This is a genomic window from Serratia sp. HRI, from assembly GCF_010119335.3.
In the GTDB taxonomy this organism is placed as follows: domain Bacteria; phylum Pseudomonadota; class Gammaproteobacteria; order Enterobacterales; family Enterobacteriaceae; genus Serratia; species Serratia nevei.
In genome coordinates this window covers 5,080,344-5,099,343 of record NZ_CP083690.1, presented here as the reverse complement: position 1 = coordinate 5,099,343, position 19,000 = coordinate 5,080,344, and the positions used below count along the sequence as shown (strand labels likewise).

The window sequence follows — 19,000 nt, the reverse complement described above, 5'->3', positions numbered from 1 at the left end:
CGAGTGGTATTCCGGGGATTTAAAGTTGCTGAGACTGAGTCAGGATAGATGTCACAATCGCCAATTGAGCTAAAAGGCAGCAGTTTTACCCTATCGGTTGTTCATTTGCATAATTCGCAGCCTGAGGTAATACGTCAGGCGTTACAGGAGAAAGTTGAGCAAGCGCCCGCTTTTCTGAAAAACGCCCCTGTTGTTATCAACGTCGCAACGCTGGATGGCGATGCGAACTGGAAAGAACTTCAACAGGCTGTCGCGGCAGCAGGTCTGCGCGTTGTGGGTATCAGCGGTTGCAGAGATGAGCGTCAAAAGCGCGCGATAGCCCGTGCCGGGCTGCCGCTGCTGAGCGAAGGCAAAGGCCAAAAGATGGCGGCGCCGGAGCCTGCGCCTGCGCCCGTGGTGGCGGATAACGCCCCCGCCAAAACGCGTATCATCAGCACGCCTGTCCGTTCCGGCCAACAGATTTACGCCCGCAACTGCGATCTTATCGTGACCAACAGCGTCAGCGCCGGCGCCGAATTGATTGCCGACGGCAACATTCATGTCTACGGCATGATGCGCGGTCGCGCACTGGCAGGCGCGTCAGGCGACACGCAATGTCAGATTTTTTGCACCCACCTGGCGGCTGAGCTAGTCTCTATCGCAGGGCAGTACTGGTTGAGCGACCAAATCCCGTCCGATTACGTCGGGCAGGCCGTACGACTCAGCCTGTTGGATAACGCTTTAACCATACAACCTTTAAACTAAGCCCTTTTGACAAGGAATCCATTTCATGGCACGCATTATTGTTGTTACATCGGGTAAAGGGGGCGTTGGCAAGACCACTTCGAGCGCGGCCATCGCTACCGGCCTGGCCCAGAAAGGCAAGAAAACCGTCGTGATCGATTTCGATATCGGCCTGCGTAATCTTGACCTGATCATGGGCTGCGAACGTCGGGTAGTGTATGATTTCGTGAACGTGATTCAGGGCGATGCCACGCTGAATCAGGCGTTGATCAAAGACAAACGCACTGAAAACCTCTATATCCTGCCTGCTTCGCAGACGCGCGACAAAGACGCGTTGACCCGCGAAGGCGTTGAAAAAATTCTCAACGATCTCGGCGAGATGGATTTTGACTTCGTGGTGTGCGATTCACCGGCCGGTATCGAAACCGGTGCGCTGATGGCGCTGTACTTCGCCGACGAAGCTATCATCACCACCAACCCGGAAGTGTCTTCGGTACGCGACTCCGACCGTATCCTGGGTATCCTCTCTTCCAAGTCACGCCGCGCCGAGAAAGGCGAATCGCCAATCAAGGAACACCTGCTGTTGACCCGTTACAACCCGGGCCGCGTCAGCCGTGGCGACATGCTGAGCATGGAAGACGTGCTGGAAATCCTGCGCATTCCACTGGTGGGTGTGATTCCGGAAGACCAGTCCGTGCTGCGCGCTTCCAACCAGGGTGAGCCTGTCATTCTGGATGCCGAGTCAGACGCCGGTAAGGCGTACGACGATACCGTTTGCCGCTTGTTGGGGGAAGAACGCCCATTCCGCTTCATTGAAGAAGAGAAAAAGGGTTTCCTGAAACGCCTTTTTGGGGGATAAACCATGGCCTTATTAGACTTCTTTCTGTCCCGCAAAAAACAGACAGCCAATATAGCCAAGGAACGGCTGCAGATTATCGTCGCAGAGCGTCGTCGCGGGGACAGTGAGCCCCCGTATCTGCCTGATCTGAAACGCGATATTCTGGCGGTTATTTGCAAATACATTCAGATCGATCCTGAAATGCTGCACGTGCAATTCGAGCAGAAAGGGGACGATATTTCGGTACTTGAACTTAACGTGACATTACCGGAATCGGAAGAAGCTGCTAAATGATTGCGACGCATTAATTACCCCCTGTATATTTTGTGCAGGGGGTAACTGTATGTGCATCCAGTTATTAAGCTTTATCGGCAGCAAAAAAGCGATTTTTCCCTTTGGGACAATTCCCAATTAACTTTGCCGCCGCCTCGTTTAAAGTAAATTCTGGCCAGATTTACCTTCAACGCATTATTTCCTGCCTATATTCACCCGAGCAGAGTTTCCCTACCCTGCCCTGGTGATAATCAGCGTTTAATAATCTTTCAGGATGTCCTGCAGCGGTGCCATTAATAGATCGCCGCGCCAGCCGCTGATTAATTCAGGGCGACTTTCGCCGTCCTTCAGTTTCCAATGCCAGTTCAGCAATTGGTTAATTTGGCGACGGGATGCCAGCAATTCGCTGCTCAACCCGCTTTGCTCGCTGACGGCAGCAATCGCCGCCTTGATGTCTTTGAACACCTTCTTGTAGCCCGGCTGATCGATAAGGTTAGCCAACGGCGCCGGCAACTCGGATTCTTCCAGCGCTTCGGCTTCCGCCACCAGCGCCAGCAGCGTTTTACCGTGATAACGGATCTCCGGCCCGCTCAGGCCCAGCGAATCCAGTTCTCCCAGCGAAGACGGCATATAGCGCGCCACCTGCCACAGGTTTTCCTCACGCACCACGAAGTTCACCGCCAGATCGCGCTCGCGCGCCTGGCGCAGCCGCCATTCCGCCAACTTCTGCAGACAACCGAGCTGACGCGGGCGCAGCTGCCAGGCGTTGCTGATTTCACGGTAGGCCAATGCCGGCGCCAGCGTCTCGCTACGGCGCTGGCACAGCAGCAGACACTCGTTATTGGCCGCCGCGGTCCAACCGGCCTCTTCCGTCTCCTGCACCAGCTGTTTGGCCATCGGTAGCAGATAGAACACGTCGGCAGCCGCGTACACACACTGCCTTTCGGTCAGCGGACGCGCCAGCCAGTCGGTGCGCGACTCGCTCTTGTCGAGCTCAACCTTCATGTACTCCGCCACCAGCGTCGCGAAGCCACAGGAGAGCGGCCGGCCGGTAAAGGCCGCCAGGATCTGGGTATCGACCATCGGCGTCGGCAGCGTTTTAAAGGCGTTGAGAAACACTTCGAGATCTTCACTGCCGGCATGCAGGAACTTCACCACGGCGGTGTCGGCCAGCAGGTCGACAAACGGCTGCCATTGCTTGATCGGCAGAGGATCTATGAGGGAGAGTTGTTCACCGTCGTAGAGCTGGATCAGGCCCAGCTGCGGATAGTAGGTGCGCGTTCTGACAAACTCGGTGTCCAGCGCAATCTGGGCATGCTTTCTCGCCTGCTCGCAGACCTGCTGCAATCCGGCATCGGTAGTGATCAACTGATAATTCAAAACATCATTCTCTTGTAGGATTCAAACACAACAACGCCGGCATTCACCGGCGTTGTTGATAGTCAGGCGCGAGAGCGACACCTAGGCGGCATCGGCCGGTTTTGGTGTTTTTTGCTCATCACGCAGTTCTCGCCGCAAAATCTTGCCGACGTTCGACTTCGGCAGTTCATCGCGGAACTCAACAATTTTAGGCACTTTATACCCGGTCAGGTGGCGACGGCAATGGGTCAACAGCTCTTCCTTGGTCAGCGAGGCGTCTTTCTTCACCACGCAGATCTTCACCGTTTCGCCGGAGACTTCGCTGGGCACACCGATCGCCGCACATTCAAGCACCTTCGGATGCTGGCTGACCACGTCCTCGATTTCGTTCGGGTAAACGTTGAAACCGGAGACCAGGATCATGTCTTTCTTACGGTCGACGATGCGCACAAACCCCTGATCGTCTACGGTCACCACATCACCGGTCGCCAGCCAGCCGTCTTTCAGCACTTCGTCGGTGGCATCCGGGCGCTGCCAATAGCCTAACATAACTTGCGGCCCTTTGACCCACAGTTCGCCGGGTTCGCCCGACGGCACATCGTGACCGTTGTCGTCAACCAGCCGAATGTCCGTCGACGGCACCGGCAAACCGATGCTGCCGCTGTAGTGTTTCAGATCGTAAGGGTTACCGGCCACCAGCGGCGCGCACTCCGTCAGGCCATAGCCTTCCAGCAGGTGTTTGCCGGTGGTTTGCTCCCACTTCTCGGCCACCGCTTTTTGCACCGACATCCCGCCGCCGACCGAGAAACGCAGCGTAGAGAAATCGAGCTTGTGGAAATCCTCGTTGTTCAGCAACGCGTTGAACAAGGTATTGACCCCGCTCATGACGGTGAACGGATATTTGCCGAGTTCCTTCACCAGCCCCGGAATATCGCGCGGATTAGTGATCAGCAAATTGCGCCCGCCCAGGTCGATAAACAGCAGGCAGTTCACCGTCAGCGCGAAAATGTGATACAGCGGCAACGCCGTCACCACCAGTTCCTGCCCTTCGCGGAACAGCGGCAAATAGGCGGCTTTGGCCTGCTCGAGGTTGGCCTGCATGTTGCGGTGCGTCAACATCGCGCCCTTTGCCACCCCGGTGGTGCCGCCGGTGTATTGCAGGAAGGCCAGATCGGCATTAATGATGTCCGGTTTCACATATTGCAGACGCCGGCCGCGCTGCAGCGCGCTGCGGAATGAAATGGCGTCCGGCAGGTTGTATTTCGGTACCAGGCGCTTAACGTACTTGACCACGAAGTTGACCAGCGTGCCTTTGGCGGCCGAAAGCTGATCGCCCATGCGCGTCAGGATCACGTGTTTGATCGGGGTGTTGAACACCACTTTTTCCAGCGTATGGGCAAAGTTGGAGACGATGACGATGGCGCTGGCACCGCTGTCGTTCAACTGGTGCTCCAGCTCGCGCGGGGTATACAGCGGGTTGACGTTGACCACCACCATGCCGGCGCGCAGAATGCCGAACAGCGCGATGGGGTATTGCAACAGGTTTGGCATCATCAGCGCGACGCGGTCGCCCTTCTTCAGGCCCAGTTCATTTTGCAGGTAAGCCGCGAAAGCCCGGCTGCGTTCTTCCAGTTTGCGGAAGGTCATCACCTCGCCCATGTTGATAAAGGCAGGCTGATCGGCATAGCGTTGCACGGCATGCTCAAACATTTCGATCAACGACGAATAGCGATCGGCATCAATCTCTGCGGGCACATCTGCCGGATACCGTTTTAACCAGACCTTATCCAAGGTATTACTCCTGAAATCATTACTAATTATCATCGCAGCCCTCAAACTCGCAGCCTAACCATAACAATATTTTAACTCAGCAGACCAGTTTGGGTTTTAAACATTATTCAGGTTGCGATGTACGTCACTAATTGTCGGATATTCCTTATCCCAAAAAACAAAAAGGCGGCCTGAGCCGCCCTGTCAAATTTGTTCACATCAAGCGTATGCTACTCGGTTACGATGGTTTGCACCTGTGCCGGGCCAGGGTTATACCAGCCATAGCCTGCCCCCCAACCGGGCCCCCACGGGCCACCGCGCCAGCCCCAAGGGCCCATCGGCGCCGGCGGCATCACCACCTGCTGCACCAGATGCCAGCGTTTGAAACCGGTCACGTTCATCGTCACGAAGCGATACGGCGTCATGCCGATCCGCCCCTCTTTCAGCCCGGTAATAGGGCCGACGACGGTCACCAACTGGCCTTTGAAATCAACCGGTTCGAGGAAGCCGTTTACCGTGGCCAGCAAGCGGCCGCGCGACGGTTCGCCCAGTATCGGCCGTGCACCGCTGTCGAGCGGCACCGCCGCAATCTCCAGCACCGTGCGCCCTTGCTCATTGGCGACGTTGACCACGGTGCCGCCGAAGCGGGCTTCCGCGCCGGTAAACAGGTTCGGTGCATTTTGTACCGAGGAAAGCTGAGTCACCGGCGAGGGGCTGGTGCCTTTGATCGCATCCGGTACGGTGACGCACCCGGTCAGAACCAGCGCGCCGCAGGCGACGGCCAGCAGCGACAGCTTTTTACTTGCAGTGCGGATTAACATGGTCGCAATCTCCTGAAATGCCTGTAACTTTGACCGCGTTTCATCGTTCAAGTTGCAGGCTTTCGTCGCCCGGCCTCAACAACAGCACAATACGCCGCGCTTACTCGCGGCCCGGCAGTTTTTTCCAGGTCACTTCATTGCGCAGATAGGTGGGCTCGGCGTTTTCCACCGCCACCGCCAACCCCTGTTGCCAGGCGTGCAGCGCCAGCGGCAGCATGTCTTGCGCCTGCGGCAACAGCATTTGGCCGTCGCGTACGCTCAGGGTTGAACCGTTGACCAGGTCGGGATAGGTTTGCCAGCCGGTGCCGACGTGGGCCCATTCGCCCTGCAGGCGCTGCGCACGCTCCAGCGCCTGCGCCGGCGACAGCACGGCTTCGCCTTCGCTTGCCAACCAGCTGCCGTCCACCTGGCGTTCGAACTGCCCCCAGTAGACTTCCCCCATACGCGCATCGATCGCCGCCAGCACGCGCGCCGCGCCGCTGACGCGCCAGGCGCCCTGCGCCATGGTTTGCAGCGTGGAAACGCCAATCATCGGCAGATCGGCGCCCAGCGCCAGGCCCTGAGCGATGCCGATGCCGATGCGCACCCCGGTAAAGCTGCCGGGGCCGCGACCGAAGGCCAGCGCGTCGAGCTGGTTGAGCGCCAGACCGGATTCCGCCAGCACCTGCTGCACCATAGGTAAAATTCGTTGCGTATGCTCGCGTGGGCACAGCTCAAACAGGGCGTGGATTTCGCCTTGATTCCAGACGGCGACGGAACAGGCTTCCGTCGCGGTATCGATCGCTAAAATTCGCGTGGACATGCCAACCTCTGGCGGGAATAAAACTGGGTTTTTCATACAGGGCGCGCATTGTAGCACAGCCCCGTAAGCCCTTCATCTTTCACGTGGCCGACGCATCGGCGGCCTGCAGGAAGGCGATGGCCTGCTTCAGATCGCGGGTGCGCGGCGTCGGCGGCAGGCTATTGAGGAACACCTCGCCATAAGGCCGCATCACCAGACGGTTATCGCAAATCACCAGCACGCCGCGGTCGTCAGTGTCGCGGATCAAGCGGCCGACGCCCTGTTTCAGGGTGATGACCGCATCCGGCAACTGCACGTCATTGAACGGGTCACCGCCGCGCAGGCGGCAATCCTCAATGCGCGCCTTCAGCAGCGGATCGTCCGGTGAAGTAAACGGCAGTTTATCGATGATGACGCAGGACAGCGCGTCGCCGCGCACGTCCACCCCTTCCCAGAAGCTGCTGGTCGCCACCAGCAGCGCGTTACCGGCGGCGACGAACTGCGCGAGCAGCTGCCCTTTGCTGGTTTCCCCTTGCAACAGCACCGGCAGCGTCATCGTGGCGCGGAACTCTTCCGCCAACTCGCGCATCATCTGGTGCGAGGTGCATAAAAAGAAGCAGCGGCCGTTGTTGGCTTCGATTAATGGCCGCAGCATGCGCGCCAGCTGGCGGGCCCCGCCGGGCTGATTCGGCGAAGGCAAAAAGCGCGGCACGCACAGCAACGCCTGTTTGGCATAGTCGAACGGGCTCGGCAACAGCAGCGTTTTGGCCTTGGTCAGCCCCAGCCGTTCGGTGAAATGACCCAACTGGTCATTGACCGACAGCGTGGCCGAGGTAAAGATCCAGCTGCCCGGCTTGTCGTCCAGCATTTCGCGGAACCGATCGGCCACCGTCAGCGGCGTCAGCGCCAGCACGAAGTGGCGCGAATTGCATTCATACCAATAGCTGTAGCCCGGCTCCGTCACCGCCTTCAGCCGCTTGAGCCGCGCGCGGTACAGCGTGGCGCGTTCAAAGGCGGCGTCCAGCAGCGCCGAACGCCCCAGCGACAGCTTCATCACGTCATAACACAGCTCCAGCGCGTCATCGAGCAGCAACAGAGCGCGCTGCACGTTGGGTTCGCCGAGCACGTCGCGCAGATTGCCGCGAAAACCCGGCTCGCCCAGATTCAGGCGAAAATCTTGCGTGCTCAGGCTGAGACGGTCGGCGCTTTTTTGCAGTTGAGCGGTGTCGCGCACCTCGGTGCGGTAGGCGATGGTGATGTCCTTCGCCAGATCCAACAGTTGGCGGCTGGTGAGCTGCTGGCCGAAATACTGGCTGGCGATGTCGGGGATTTGGTGCGCCTCGTCGAAAATCATCACCTCGGCTTCCGGGATCAGCTCGGCGAAACCGCCCTCTTTCACCACCATATCCGCCAGGAACAGGTGATGGTTCACCACCACCACATCCGCATCCATCGCGCGGCGACGCGCCTTGACCACGAAGCAATCCTGATACAGCGGGCAGTCGCTGCCCAGGCAGTTGTCATTGGTGCTGGTCACCAATGGCCAGACGAAGCTGTCTTCCGCCACTTCGCTGCAGGTGCTGATGTCGCCCTCTTTGGTCTGCGACGACCACTTGCGCAGCTGCACCAGATCGATCAGCGTCTGCCCCGCCAGTTCGCCGCCGGCCATCGACTGCTGCTCCAGCCGTTCCAGACACAGGTAGTTGGAGCGCCCCTTCAGCAGCGCCAGCTTGCCTTTGTACTTCAAGGCCTTGGCAACGGTAGGCAGATCGCGCGCATACAGCTGATCCTGCAACGCTTTCGAACCGGTCGAGATGATCACTTTACGATCGGCGCGCAGCGCCGGCGCCAGATAAGCGAAGGTTTTGCCGGTGCCGGTGCCGGCTTCGACCACCAGCTCCTGCTTGAAATTGATCGCCTCGGTAACGGCTTGCGCCATCTGCCGCTGCGGCTCACGCGGTTTGAATCCCTTGATAGCCTGCGCCAATGCGCCGTCTGTTGCAAAATCGTCTGTCACGCTGTCTCTCTGCCGGTGTCATTCAGCGGTGATTATGCCAAGCCTGCCGCCCGGCTACCACCCACTTTATCGCCGCGCATTTTCATGACCGGCTGTGCTACCCTTAGCGCGACTATGATATGGAGATAAGCAAATGAATATCGAAAGAATTGATCCCGATCAGCGCTGGTCCGAAGCCGTGGTGCACAACGAGACCGTTTACTACACCAGCGTGCCGGAAAACCTGGACGACGACGCGACCGCGCAGACCGCCAACGCCCTCGCCGCCATCGACGTGCTGCTGGCGCGCGTCGGTTCGGACAAAAGCCGCATTCTGGATGCCACCATCTTCCTGGCCAACACCGCCGACTTCGCCGCGATGAACGCCGCCTGGGACGCCTGGGTGGTCGCCGGCAGCGCGCCGGTGCGCTGCACGGTGCAGGCGCAGCTGATGAATCCGAAGTACAAGGTGGAAATCAAAATCATCGCCGCGCTGTAAGCCTGAGCGCAGACGAAAAAAACCGCAGACGGCAACGCCTGCGGTTTTTTTATTGCCGGCTATCAGGACAGTTTGAGGATCACCATCCCCGTCAGCAGCAGCGCCAGGCCAATCCAGCCTTTGGCGTTCAACCGCTGGCCGAACATGATCCAGCCTGCGGCGATGGTGGCGGCGATACCGAAACCGCCCCACAGCGCATAAGCGATCGACAGATCGATGCCCTTCACCGCCTGCGCCAGGGCGCTGAACGCGCCGAGTACCGACAGCAGCGACAACAGCCCCAGCCAAATTTTGCGGAAGCCGTCCGACATCTTCAGGAAGATGTTGGCGATGATTTCCAGCACGATCGCCAGTCCCAGGAACCCAATGTGGTACAACTCAAACTGTTGCATGGTTGTCACCTCGCGGGCTGACCTGTTTTCGCTCTTTGCGGGTGCCGGATTTCACCAGCATGATGCCGGCGATCAGCGTCGCCAGGCCCAACACCTTCAGCGCCGAGATCGGCTCGTCGAACCACAGCACGCTGAACAGGGTAATGAACAGAATGCCGATGCCTTCCCACAGCGCATAGGCCACGCCCAGCGCCACGCGTTTTACCGCCACCGACAGCAACACATAAGAAGCGGTGATCATCACGTACATCACGATGTGCCCGATCATGCCGCCATTGACGCTGGCGTATTTCATCGACAAGGTGCCGATGATTTCGGTCATGATGGCCAAACCTAAAAAGATCCAATAAATCATAATTTTTCTCCCAAACGGCGAATTACGCGCGCCAAGGCATATTTATCCCGATTTATCTCGTCGAACGGCCGTATTGCGGCGCGCAAGACGCAGAGATCCCTGGGGATAAACTGACCCAAACGCAAAAAGAATGTTTGCCCGGCTGAACGGTAGCGTGAAGGCCTAAGCCCGCCACCTGCACCGGTTAAGGGAGAAAGACGCTATAGCTCGCTGCACCAGTGATGCTCACTGGCAAGGATCGCAGACAGGAAGAGTTGGCAAGTAGAGGTTCTGAGGGTGGTTCCGTTAATAGTCATCATAATAGTTCTCTATTATCAGCCGCACACCGTGCGATTTGCCCAATATCCTCATAAAAGTAAAATTTTCGACTGAGATATTTTTACCACAGCCAAAATGAGAAAGCAAACTGCCGTTTTCATAAAAAAGCAGAAAAAAACGGGTTAAAAATAAGAAAGTTAATCTCGATAAAAATTAAAAAAGGCTCAACGAAGCGTTGAGCCTTGCGACATTCGCGGGTGCGCAAATAAGCGCCAACCCCAGGCGCGGTGCGGGTTACAACGCAGCCCCGCTGACGGCGCTGCGCGCCAGTTCAGTGATGCGCGCATAGTCGCCGCTTTCGAGCGCATCCGCCGGCACCAGCCAGGAACCGCCGATGCAAAGCACGCTTTTCAGCGCCAAATAATCGCGGTAGTTGCTCGGCGTAATGCCGCCGGTCGGGCAAAAACGCACCTGCGGGAACGGGCCGCCGATCGCCTGCAGCGCCTTCACGCCGCCGTTGGCTTCCGCCGGGAAGAATTTGAATTCGCGCAGGCCGTGATCCATACCTTGCATCAGCTCGGAAACGGTGCTGATGCCCGGGATCAGCGGGATAGGCCCCACCGTCGCCGCCTGCAGCAAGGCTTCGGTCAGCCCCGGGCTGATGGCGAACTGCGCCCCCGCCTCGGTCACCTCCCGCAGCTGCTGCGGATTGATCACCGTACCGGCGCCGATGATGGCCTCCGGCACCTCGTTGGCAATAGCGCGGATAGCCTCCAGCCCGCAGGCGGTGCGCAGCGTCACCTCCAGTACCCGCACGCCGCCGGCAACCAGCGCTTTCGCCAGCGGCACCGCCTGCTCCAGCTTGTTGATCACGATAACAGGCACCACCGGCCCTGCCGTCAGGATCTGCTCGGCGCTGGTTTTCCAGTTTTTCATCGTTATTTCTCCATTACTCGCGGTTAACAATGGCACGCCCCTGCCACAGGGCTCCGCGCAAATGCGCGGACGTCCGGCCGTACCGTAAGTGATGTGGCCCACGCGCAGATCGCAGGCAAAAAAAAGCCGGCAGACAGGCTGCCGGCATTGCGCATTACTCGAACTCGTTCCAGGAACGGCCGTCGCGGGTGATCATCGCCACCGAGGCCACCGGCCCCCAGGTGCCCGCCTGATAAGGCTTCGGCGCCTCGTTGTCGGCTTTCCATGCGTCCATGATGGAGTCGACCCACTTCCAGGCTTCTTCCACTTCATCGCGGCGCACGAACAGCGCCTGAATGCCGCGCATGGTCTCCAGCAGCAGGCGCTCGTAGGCGTCCGCCACGTGCTCCTGGTTGAAGGTTTCCGAGAAGCTCAGGTCCAGCTTGGTGGTCTGCAGACGGTGCTTGTGATCCAGCCCCGGCACCTTGTTCAGCACCTGAATTTCGATGCCTTCGTCCGGCTGCAGGCGGATGGTCAGCTTGTTCTGCGGCAGCTGCTGGTAAGAATCGCTGAACAAGTTAAGCGGCGGGTTTTTGAAGTACACCACCACTTCAGAGCATTTGGTCGGCAGACGTTTACCGGTACGCAGGTAGAACGGCACCCCGGCCCATTGCCAGTTGTCGATATCCACGCGGATGGAGACGAAGGTTTCGGTGCTGCTGCTCTTGTTCGCCCCTTCCTCTTCCAGATAACCCGGCACTTTCTTGCCCTGGACGAAACCGGCGGTGTACTGACCGCGCACGGTGGTTTCCCGTACATTGGTCTGATCGATACGGCGCAGCGAGCGCAACACCTTCACCTTTTCGTCGCGGATACGGTCGGTGGTCAGATCCGCCGGCGGCGACATGGCGATCATGGTCAGGATCTGCAGCAGGTGGTTCTGGATCATGTCGCGCATCTGGCCGGCCTGGTCGAAGTAACCCCAACGCCCTTCGATGCCCACCTCTTCCGCCACGGTGATCTGCACCGAATCGATGGTGCGGTTATCCCAGTTGGATGCGAACAGCGAGTTGGCGAAACGCAGCGCCAACAGGTTCAGCACCGTCTCTTTGCCGAGATAGTGGTCGATACGGTAAACCTGGGATTCGTTGAAATACTCCGCTACCTGATCGTTGATCACGCGGGAGGACGCCAGATCGGTGCCCAACGGTTTTTCCATTACCACGCGCGCCGGCTCATGGTTCAGCTTGGCTTCGCCCAACCCTTTGCAGATGGCGCCGAAGGTGCTTGGCGGCATGGCGAAGTAGTTGATGGTGGTACGGTGTTTCTGATCCAGCATTTTACCCAGTTTGGTAAAGTTCTTGCTGTCGTTGACGTCCAGATTGCAGAAGTCCAGGCGTGCGCTCAGCGTGGCCCAGAGTTCATCATCCAACTTTTCTTTCATGAAGGTGCCAAGCGCTTCCTTGACCACTTCGGTATACGCTTTTTTATCCCACTCCGCGCGGCCGACGCCGATGATCCGCGTATCCGGGTGGATGTGTCCGGCTTTCTCTAACTGGTACAGGGAAGGCAGCAGCTTACGGCGCGCCAAATCACCTTTCGCGCCGAAAATAACCAGGTCACACGCCTGGGCTGTAGAGGTTACCGCCATGTTCATCTCCTCGTTGCAGGATATTTGTAATTTTCTTACATTACTAATGTACTCTGTTTGACTACGGCCAGCAAACCCGGTGCAGAAGCAGGAAAAAAGACCTCAAGATTCCAGCGGTAGCGCCAATGCACGCCAGAGCCCGCACAGGCGGGCAAAACTGTAATTTTTCGTCTTTTTTGACGCTCTGTTACCATTATGAAAGTTAGACACAGGTCATATTCTGGTGAAAAAAGCCTGCATACGCCCTGTCGAGACTGCCAACGGTTACCAGCACGTAGTATATTTTCACTAAACCGGCATTGATTTCTCCTTTGTTTGAAATCGACATACCCTATCGATTCCAGGTTACAGCCGCTCGTTTGGCGTCTGCGTGCGCGGCGAACACGGGCGAAATTCGGCGCTGTTGCTTGAAAGCCACAGGGATAAAACCATGAGTGACTCTCGTTATATGAATACGCTGGACAAAATCCAGAGCCATCTGGAACTCCTGAGCAAATCTGAAAGGAAAGTCGCCGAGGTGATCCTGGCCTCCCCACAGACCGCCATTCACTCCAGCATTGCCACGCTGGCGCGCATGGCCGACGTCAGCGAACCTACCGTCAACCGCTTTTGCCGCCGCCTTGATACCAAAGGCTTTCCCGATTTCAAACTGCACCTCGCCCAAAGCCTGGCTAACGGCACGCCCTACGTAAACCGTAACGTTGAGGAAGACGACAGCGTCGATTCCTATACCAGCAAGATCTTCGAATCGGTCATGGCCAGCCTGGATACAGTAAAGGCAAATTTGGATATTGCCGCAATCAATCGTGCGGTTGACCTGCTCACCCAGGCAAAAAAGATCTCTTTCTTCGGCCTGGGCGCCTCCGCGGCGGTGGCGCACGACGCGATGAACAAATTTTTCCGCTTCAATATCCCGGTGGTCTACTTCGATGACATCGTTATGCAACGCATGAGCTGCATGAACTCCGGCGAAGGGGACGTGGTGGTGTTGATCTCACACACCGGCCGCACCAAGAATCTGGTGGAGATGGCTCACCTGGCGCGAGAAAACGACGCCACGGTATTGGCTATCACCTCGCGCGACACCCCGCTCGCTCAGGCGGCGACCCTCCCTTTGCTGCTCGATGTGCCCGAAGACACCGACGTTTACATGCCGATGGTGTCGCGGATCGCGCAATTAACGCTCATTGACGTACTCGCCACCGGATTTACCTTGCGCAGAGGGGCTAAATTCAGAGATAACTTGAAGCGGGTCAAAGAAGCGCTCAAAGAATCGCGCTTTGATAAAGGGGTGGTCATTCCCAACAGTTTTGACTCGTGACCTGACGAAGAAAAAATCGCCGTTCAACAGACATTTGAATGACGGCATCAGAGGCTGTACCCTGTTAATATGCTCATGCGGGTAACCCGGGTGAAATATCAGTGTTGTAAAATTACATTTCACGCCTGGTTTCGTTATCCGACGTTTATCGCAACACCAATATTTGCTTCACCAGTCAACGGAGTAATACATGTCCAGACGGCTCAGAAGAACCAAAATCGTTACCACCCTGGGTCCGGCTACAGACCGCGACAATAATCTGGAAAAGATCATTGCCGCCGGCGCCAACGTAGTTCGGCTTAACTTCTCCCACGGCAGCCCGGAAGACCACCAGGTTCGCGCTGACAAAGTGCGTGAAATCGCCGCCAAACTGGGACGTCACGTCGCTATCCTCGGCGATCTGCAAGGGCCGAAAATCCGCGTGTCCACCTTCAAGGAAGGCAAAATTTTCCTCAACGTGGGCGATAAATTCCTGCTGGACGCCAACCTGTCAAAAGGCGAAGGCGATAAAGAAAAAGTCGGTATCGACTACAAAGGCCTGCCTGCCGACGTAGTACCGGGCGATGTCCTGCTGCTCGACGACGGCCGCGTTCAGCTGAAAGTGCTCGAAGTTCAGGGCATGAAAGTGTTTACCGAAGTGACCGTCGGCGGCCCGCTGTCCAACAACAAGGGCATCAACAAGCTCGGCGGTGGCCTGTCGGCCGAAGCGCTGACCGAAAAAGACAAGGCGGACATCGTGACCGCCGCCAAGATTGGCGTCGACTACCTGGCGGTCTCCTTCCCGCGTACCGGTGAAGACCTGAACTATGCTCGCCGCCTGGCGCGCGACGCCGGCTGCAATGCCAAGATCGTGTCCAAGGTTGAGCGCGCCGAAGCGGTCTGCAGCGACGAAGCGATGGACGACATTATTCTGGCCTCCGACGTGGTCATGGTTGCCCGTGGCGACCTCGGCGTCGAAATCGGCGATCCGGAACTGGTCGGCATTCAGAAGAAACTGATCCGCCGCGCCCGTACCCTGAACCGCGCGGTGATCACCGCGACCCAGATGATGGAGTCGATGATCACCAACCCGATGCCGACCCGCGCCGAAGTCATGGACGTGGCCAACGCCGTGCTGGACGGCACCGACGCCGTTATGCTGTCGGCGGAAACCGCCGCCGGCCAATACCCGGCGGAAACCGTGGCGGCGATGGCGCGCGTTTGTCTGGGCGCCGAGAAGATCCCAAGTATCAACGTCTCCAAACACCGCCTGGACGTGCAGTTCGACAACATCGAAGAAGCGATTGCCATGTCTTCGATGTATGCCGCCAACCACCTGAAAGGCGTTACCGCACTGATCGCCATGACAGAGTCCGGCCGTACCGCGCTGATGATGTCGCGTATCAGCTCCGGCCTGCCGATCTTCGCCATGTCGCGTCATGAGCACACGCTGAACCTGACCGCGCTGTATCGCGGCGTGACGCCGGTGTATTTCGACAGCCACAAAGACGGCGTGATCGCCGCCAATGAAGCCGTCAATCGCCTGCGCGACAAAGGCTTCCTGGTCTCCGGCGATCTGGTGATCGTCACCCAGGGCGACGTGATGGAAACCGTCGGCACCACCAATACCAGCCGTATCCTGCGCGTCGAATAATCCACGCCGCAGACGAAATGCCGGCCGGCTCACGTTGGCCGGCATTTTTTTTGCCCTGACACCGCCATAAAAGACGGAGAACGCCATGCTCCACCAACACACTCCCACAGCGAGCGGTGATGAGCTCGATCTCGACGGCCACGGCCTGACGCAGCTCGACGAGTCGCCGTTAGCCGGCCACGCGCTGCGCAAGATTAGCCTGTACGACAATCTGCTGACGGCCTTCCCCACCCCGATCTTCCGGCACCGAAATCTGCGGGTGCTGAATATCTCCTGTAATCAGCTCGACCGCCTGCCGCCGGAGATTGGCCAGTTGCAACAGCTCGAGATGTTCGACTTTGGCCACAATCGCGCAAGCGAACTCCCCGAAGAACTGGGGCAGCTGCATCGGTTGAAATACCTCTATCTGAGCGATAACGGCTTTAGCGAGCTGCCGCGCTCGCTGGCGCAGCTGCAGCAGTTGGTTTACCTCAACGCGACCGACAACCATTTAACCGCTTTACCACAGGCAATACCGAGGCTTGTTGCATTGCAGGAGCTGCGTTTATACAACAACCGCATCGGCAGCCTGCCCGCCGAAATCGGGCAACTTCGCGCGCTGCGCGAACTGCATATCATGAAAAATGCCCTGACTTCGCTGCCGGCGGAAATGGCTCAGCTCGGTGAGCTGGAGATACTCGACGCGGCTAACAATGCCATCGCCGAGCTGCCGCAGGCCTTCTGCCGGCTGCCGCGGTTGAGCGAGCTGAACCTGCGTTTCAATCAGCTGTCGCGTCTGCCGGAAAATATCGGCGAGCTGACGGCGCTGAGAAGTCTGGACCTGCGCGCCAACCGCCTGAGCGACCTGCCGCACGCCTAAAGTCGTCGACATCCTGCGGGCTCGCGGCTGTATGGTGCACATCTGAAGAGACGCCGGCCGGGTTGTGGCCCGGCCGGCGTTAGCGGGAGACAGGATTAACGATACAGATCGTCGCGCGAGTAAGGTTCAATCTCCCCTTCCTTGCGCGTCTTCAGCAGTTTGAGGATCCAGGTGTACTGCTCCGGGTTCGGGCCCACCAGATTTTCCACCTCTTCGTTCATGCGGCGGGCAATGCGCGGATCGTCGGCTTCGGCCAGGTCATCCATCGGCTCGCGGATATAAATGTCCAACATGCTGGTTTTGCCGTCGTAAACCGGGAATAAAGGCACGATCGCCGCACGACACACTTTCATCAACCGGCCTACCGCCGGCAGCGTCGCCTTATAGGTCGCGAAGAAATCGACGAACTCGCTGTGCTCGGCGCCGTGATCCTGATCGGGCAGATAGTAGCCCCAATACCCCTGCCGTACCGAACTGATAAACGGTTTGATGCCGTCGTTCCGCGCGTGCATGCGGCCGCCGAATTTACGCCGCACGGCATTCCACAGGTAGTCGATCAGCTGATTACGCTGATTGTGGAACATCGCGGCCATCGGTTGGCCGCGCGCGGCCATCAGCATCGCCGGCACATCCACCGCCCAGCCGTGTGGCACCAGGAAAATGACGTTGCGCCCTTCCGCCCGGATCTTGTCCAACACCTCTTCACCGTGCCAACGCACGCGCTTGAGCACTTTCTCGGGCTTGGTGCAGGCCAGTTCCGCCATCAGCACCATCGACTGCGGCGCGCAGGCAAACATCTGGTCGATGATGTGCTCGCGTTCGCTTTCCGGCAGCTCCGGCAAGCAATAAAGCAAGTTGATGCGGGCACGACGGCGTGCGCCCTTCGCCAGCTTGCCGGCCAGTTTGCCGACCGCCCCCAGCACCGGATCGCGTAGGCGCGCAGGTACCAGCGAAATGCCGGCCATCAGGCCGGTTCCCAACCACACGCCCCAGTAGCGCGGATATAAAAAGGCTTTCTGAAACTGCGGGATGAACTCTACGTTCGATTTCTTCTCGTTTTGCATGCACATGCTCTTCGCTTAGCGATTCGGCTAATCATAATTGCCATCACCGATTTTGCAATTAACAACCGCGAACCGCCCAGATAAAACAGCATCGGCCCGCAATCAGGCCGATGAAATTGACGGCGCCGAAGCGCCGGAAAAAGGGGGTATTAATCCAGCTGCAGCTGAGGAACCACTTCCTTCACCTGCGCCAGATAATCGCTGCGGTCTTTGCCGCTCAGCCCTTCGGAACGCGGCAGCTTGGCCGTCAGCGGGTTCACCGCCTGTTGGCCGGTCCACAGTTCAAAGTGCAGGTGCGGCCCGGTGGAACGCCCGGTGTTGCCTGAAAGCGCAATGCGATCGCCGCGTTTCACCTTCTGGCCCGGTTTCACCAGCAGTTTTTTCAGGTGCATATAGCGCGTGGTGTACTGGCGACCGTGACGGATCGCCACATAGTTGCCCGCCGCGCCGCTGCGTTTGGCGATCACCACCTCACCGTCACCGACCGCCAACACCGGCGTGCCGACCGGCATGGCGAAATCGACGCCCTTGTGCGGCGCCACGCGGCCGGTCACCGGGTTCACGCGACGCGGGTTAAAGTTGGAGGAGATGCGGAACTGTTTCATGGTCGGGAAACGCATGAAGCCGCGCGCCAGGCCAGAGCCCTGGCGATCGTAGAATTTGCCGTCTTCGGCGCGGATCGCATAGTAATCTTTGCCGCCGGTGCGCAGACGCACGCCCAACAGCTGGCTTTGCGATTTTTTACCGTCGAAATGCTCGCGCGACATCAGCACGGAGAACTGGTCGCCTTTGCGCAGCTTGCGGAAATCGAGCTGCCACTGCAGCGCCTTGATCACCGCATTGATTTCGTTACGGCTCAGCCCGGCGTCGCCGGCGCTGCTGACGAAGCTGCCGTTAACCCGGCCGCTGATCACGTTGTTGCGCCATTCCCCCTGCTGCGCCTCTTTCGACTCTTTGAAGCTATTGCCGACGCGGTCATAGGTGCGGGTTTCGCGGCGGGAAACTTCCCAGGTCAACTGCTGCAGATCGCCCGCATCATTGACGGTCCACGACAGCTGTTGGCCGATCTTCAGATTACGCAGATCGCGGTTTTGCGAAGCCAGCAAGGTGACATCCGACATATCGATGCCGTACTGCGTCAGAATGCTGCCGAGGGTGTCGCCGGTGGAAACCACATATTCATGCACGCCATCGTCGCCGGCATCTTTTTGATCCAGCTCATCCTGCGGGATTTCGTCATCGGGGGTGGGTTGGTCGGCATCAATCGGTTCACTGGCTTCGGGGAGCAATGACCGCATCTGGCTGGATTCTAACTCGACGCTCTTGGCAATGGGGTTGTGTTCTGGGTGGTAAACAAAAGGCCGCCAAACAGCGACGGCCAATGTGACGACTGTCAGCGACCCCAGCATGACGCGGTGGGGCCGTGGCAGGTTGTTATACGCCAGAGCGATAGTTCGGACTATCTGCTGCACTCGATAATATCCTCATAAGC

The 19,000-nt window shown here is 58.3% G+C and carries 17 protein-coding genes and 1 pseudogene; 7 read left to right on the top strand and 11 right to left on the bottom strand.

All coding sequences use genetic code 11. The features are described from left to right. The first annotated feature begins 48 nt into the window (after nucleotides 1-48). From minC to minE, 3 genes are read left to right on the top strand one after another with little or no spacing between them, the layout of a single operon-like run. Complete coding sequence (minC, locus tag GF111_RS24420; protein ID WP_038877161.1) at nucleotides 49-744, top strand: septum site-determining protein MinC; 696 nt, start codon at nucleotides 49-51, stop codon at nucleotides 742-744. Nucleotides 745-769: 25 nt separating this feature from the next. Continuing rightward, the gene (minD, locus tag GF111_RS24415; RefSeq protein ID WP_016927452.1) at nucleotides 770-1,582 is read left to right on the top strand and encodes a septum site-determining protein MinD; all 813 of its coding nucleotides are present in this window, start codon (nucleotides 770-772) and stop codon (nucleotides 1,580-1,582) included. 3 nt (nucleotides 1,583-1,585) lie between these two features. Beyond that, nucleotides 1,586-1,855, top strand: a complete 270-nt coding sequence (gene minE, locus GF111_RS24410; protein ID WP_004932303.1) for a cell division topological specificity factor MinE — start codon at nucleotides 1,586-1,588, stop codon at nucleotides 1,853-1,855. Between the two features lie 237 nt (nucleotides 1,856-2,092). Here minE and rnd read toward each other — a convergent pair whose 3' ends face one another. The 5 genes from rnd to GF111_RS24385 form a co-directional block, all read right to left on the bottom strand. Then, nucleotides 2,093-3,214: a ribonuclease D gene (gene rnd / locus GF111_RS24405; RefSeq protein ID WP_038877158.1), complete on the bottom strand. Its 1,122-nt coding sequence runs from the start codon at nucleotides 3,212-3,214 to the stop codon at nucleotides 2,093-2,095. Between the two features lie 81 nt (nucleotides 3,215-3,295). Continuing rightward, nucleotides 3,296-4,984 carry a long-chain-fatty-acid--CoA ligase FadD gene (gene fadD, locus GF111_RS24400; protein WP_038877156.1) on the bottom strand — a complete coding sequence of 563 codons (1,689 nt, stop codon included), beginning with the start codon at nucleotides 4,982-4,984 and terminating at the stop codon, nucleotides 3,296-3,298. 209 nt (nucleotides 4,985-5,193) lie between these two features. Further along, nucleotides 5,194-5,784: a Slp family lipoprotein gene (locus GF111_RS24395; protein WP_038877154.1), complete on the bottom strand. Its 591-nt coding sequence runs from the start codon at nucleotides 5,782-5,784 to the stop codon at nucleotides 5,194-5,196. A 100-nt stretch (nucleotides 5,785-5,884) separates the two neighbouring features. Next, entirely contained in the window at nucleotides 5,885-6,586 is a 702-nt protein-coding gene (gene tsaB / locus GF111_RS24390) for a tRNA (adenosine(37)-N6)-threonylcarbamoyltransferase complex dimerization subunit type 1 TsaB (protein ID WP_038877152.1), read from the bottom strand. A gap of 79 nt (nucleotides 6,587-6,665) precedes the next feature. Then, nucleotides 6,666-8,582, bottom strand: coding sequence for an ATP-dependent DNA helicase (locus GF111_RS24385; RefSeq protein WP_080491268.1), 1,917 nt, complete (start codon nucleotides 8,580-8,582; stop codon nucleotides 6,666-6,668). Nucleotides 8,583-8,715: 133 nt separating this feature from the next. On the opposite strand from GF111_RS24385, the gene GF111_RS24380 reads away from it, so the two are divergent. Next, nucleotides 8,716-9,060: a RidA family protein gene (locus GF111_RS24380; RefSeq protein ID WP_015378124.1), complete on the top strand. Its 345-nt coding sequence runs from the start codon at nucleotides 8,716-8,718 to the stop codon at nucleotides 9,058-9,060. Nucleotides 9,061-9,122: 62 nt separating this feature from the next. Here GF111_RS24380 and mdtI read toward each other — a convergent pair whose 3' ends face one another. From mdtI to zwf, 4 genes are all read right to left on the bottom strand, one after another. Beyond that, on the bottom strand, nucleotides 9,123-9,452 hold the full coding sequence (gene mdtI / locus GF111_RS24375) for a multidrug/spermidine efflux SMR transporter subunit MdtI (RefSeq protein ID WP_016927446.1): 330 nt from the start codon (nucleotides 9,450-9,452) through the stop codon (nucleotides 9,123-9,125). After that, complete coding sequence (gene mdtJ, locus GF111_RS24370; protein WP_004932327.1) at nucleotides 9,439-9,807, bottom strand: multidrug/spermidine efflux SMR transporter subunit MdtJ; 369 nt, start codon at nucleotides 9,805-9,807, stop codon at nucleotides 9,439-9,441. The genes mdtI and mdtJ overlap by 14 nt, the downstream gene beginning before the upstream one ends. A 552-nt stretch (nucleotides 9,808-10,359) precedes the next feature. Further along, nucleotides 10,360-11,001 (bottom strand): bifunctional 4-hydroxy-2-oxoglutarate aldolase/2-dehydro-3-deoxy-phosphogluconate aldolase, encoded by a 642-nt coding sequence (locus GF111_RS24365; protein WP_038877147.1) that lies wholly within the window; start codon nucleotides 10,999-11,001, stop codon nucleotides 10,360-10,362. Nucleotides 11,002-11,155: 154 nt separating this feature from the next. Then, complete coding sequence (gene zwf / locus GF111_RS24360; protein ID WP_019452799.1) at nucleotides 11,156-12,631, bottom strand: glucose-6-phosphate dehydrogenase; 1,476 nt, start codon at nucleotides 12,629-12,631, stop codon at nucleotides 11,156-11,158. Between the two features lie 448 nt (nucleotides 12,632-13,079). Between zwf and GF111_RS24355 the strand changes: the two genes are divergently transcribed. The 3 genes and pseudogenes from GF111_RS24355 (at nucleotide 13,080) to GF111_RS24345 (ending at nucleotide 16,490) form a co-directional block, all read left to right on the top strand. Beyond that, nucleotides 13,080-13,952, top strand: a complete 873-nt coding sequence (locus GF111_RS24355; protein WP_038877144.1) for a MurR/RpiR family transcriptional regulator — start codon at nucleotides 13,080-13,082, stop codon at nucleotides 13,950-13,952. Nucleotides 13,953-14,142: 190 nt separating this feature from the next. Continuing rightward, nucleotides 14,143-15,585 (top strand): pyruvate kinase, encoded by a 1,443-nt coding sequence (pyk, locus tag GF111_RS24350; protein WP_038877142.1) that lies wholly within the window; start codon nucleotides 14,143-14,145, stop codon nucleotides 15,583-15,585. A gap of 85 nt (nucleotides 15,586-15,670) precedes the next feature. Next, nucleotides 15,671-16,490, top strand: a pseudogene (locus GF111_RS24345) (leucine-rich repeat domain-containing protein). Nucleotides 16,491-16,539: 49 nt separating this feature from the next. Here the strand turns inward: GF111_RS24345 and lpxM are convergent. Both lpxM and mepM read right to left on the bottom strand, forming a co-directional pair. Next, nucleotides 16,540-17,508, bottom strand: a complete 969-nt coding sequence (gene lpxM / locus GF111_RS24340; protein WP_015378127.1) for a lauroyl-Kdo(2)-lipid IV(A) myristoyltransferase — start codon at nucleotides 17,506-17,508, stop codon at nucleotides 16,540-16,542. A gap of 149 nt (nucleotides 17,509-17,657) precedes the next feature. Then, entirely contained in the window at nucleotides 17,658-18,980 is a 1,323-nt protein-coding gene (gene mepM / locus GF111_RS24335; protein WP_038877136.1) for a murein DD-endopeptidase MepM, read from the bottom strand. Between the last annotated feature and the right edge of the window lie 20 nt (nucleotides 18,981-19,000).

Bases quoted from the DNA above. Each gene is read 5' to 3' on its own strand.
- GF111_RS24395 (WP_038877154.1), bottom strand. From the start codon at position 5,784: ATGTTAATCCGCACTGCAAGTAAAAAGCTGTCGCTGCTGGCCGTCGCC.
- minD (WP_016927452.1), top strand. From the start codon at position 770: ATGGCACGCATTATTGTTGTTACATCGGGTAAAGGGGGCGTTGGCAAG.
- pyk (WP_038877142.1), top strand. From the start codon at position 14,143: ATGTCCAGACGGCTCAGAAGAACCAAAATCGTTACCACCCTGGGTCCG.
- minE (WP_004932303.1), top strand. From the start codon at position 1,586: ATGGCCTTATTAGACTTCTTTCTGTCCCGCAAAAAACAGACAGCCAAT.
- lpxM (WP_015378127.1), bottom strand. From the start codon at position 17,508: ATGCAAAACGAGAAGAAATCGAACGTAGAGTTCATCCCGCAGTTTCAG.
- minC (WP_038877161.1), top strand. From the start codon at position 49: ATGTCACAATCGCCAATTGAGCTAAAAGGCAGCAGTTTTACCCTATCG.
- mdtJ (WP_004932327.1), bottom strand. From the start codon at position 9,807: ATGATTTATTGGATCTTTTTAGGTTTGGCCATCATGACCGAAATCATC.
- GF111_RS24355 (WP_038877144.1), top strand. From the start codon at position 13,080: ATGAATACGCTGGACAAAATCCAGAGCCATCTGGAACTCCTGAGCAAA.
- GF111_RS24365 (WP_038877147.1), bottom strand. From the start codon at position 11,001: ATGAAAAACTGGAAAACCAGCGCCGAGCAGATCCTGACGGCAGGGCCG.
- mdtI (WP_016927446.1), bottom strand. From the start codon at position 9,452: ATGCAACAGTTTGAGTTGTACCACATTGGGTTCCTGGGACTGGCGATC.
- GF111_RS24380 (WP_015378124.1), top strand. From the start codon at position 8,716: ATGAATATCGAAAGAATTGATCCCGATCAGCGCTGGTCCGAAGCCGTG.
- zwf (WP_019452799.1), bottom strand. From the start codon at position 12,631: ATGGCGGTAACCTCTACAGCCCAGGCGTGTGACCTGGTTATTTTCGGC.
- tsaB (WP_038877152.1), bottom strand. From the start codon at position 6,586: ATGTCCACGCGAATTTTAGCGATCGATACCGCGACGGAAGCCTGTTCC.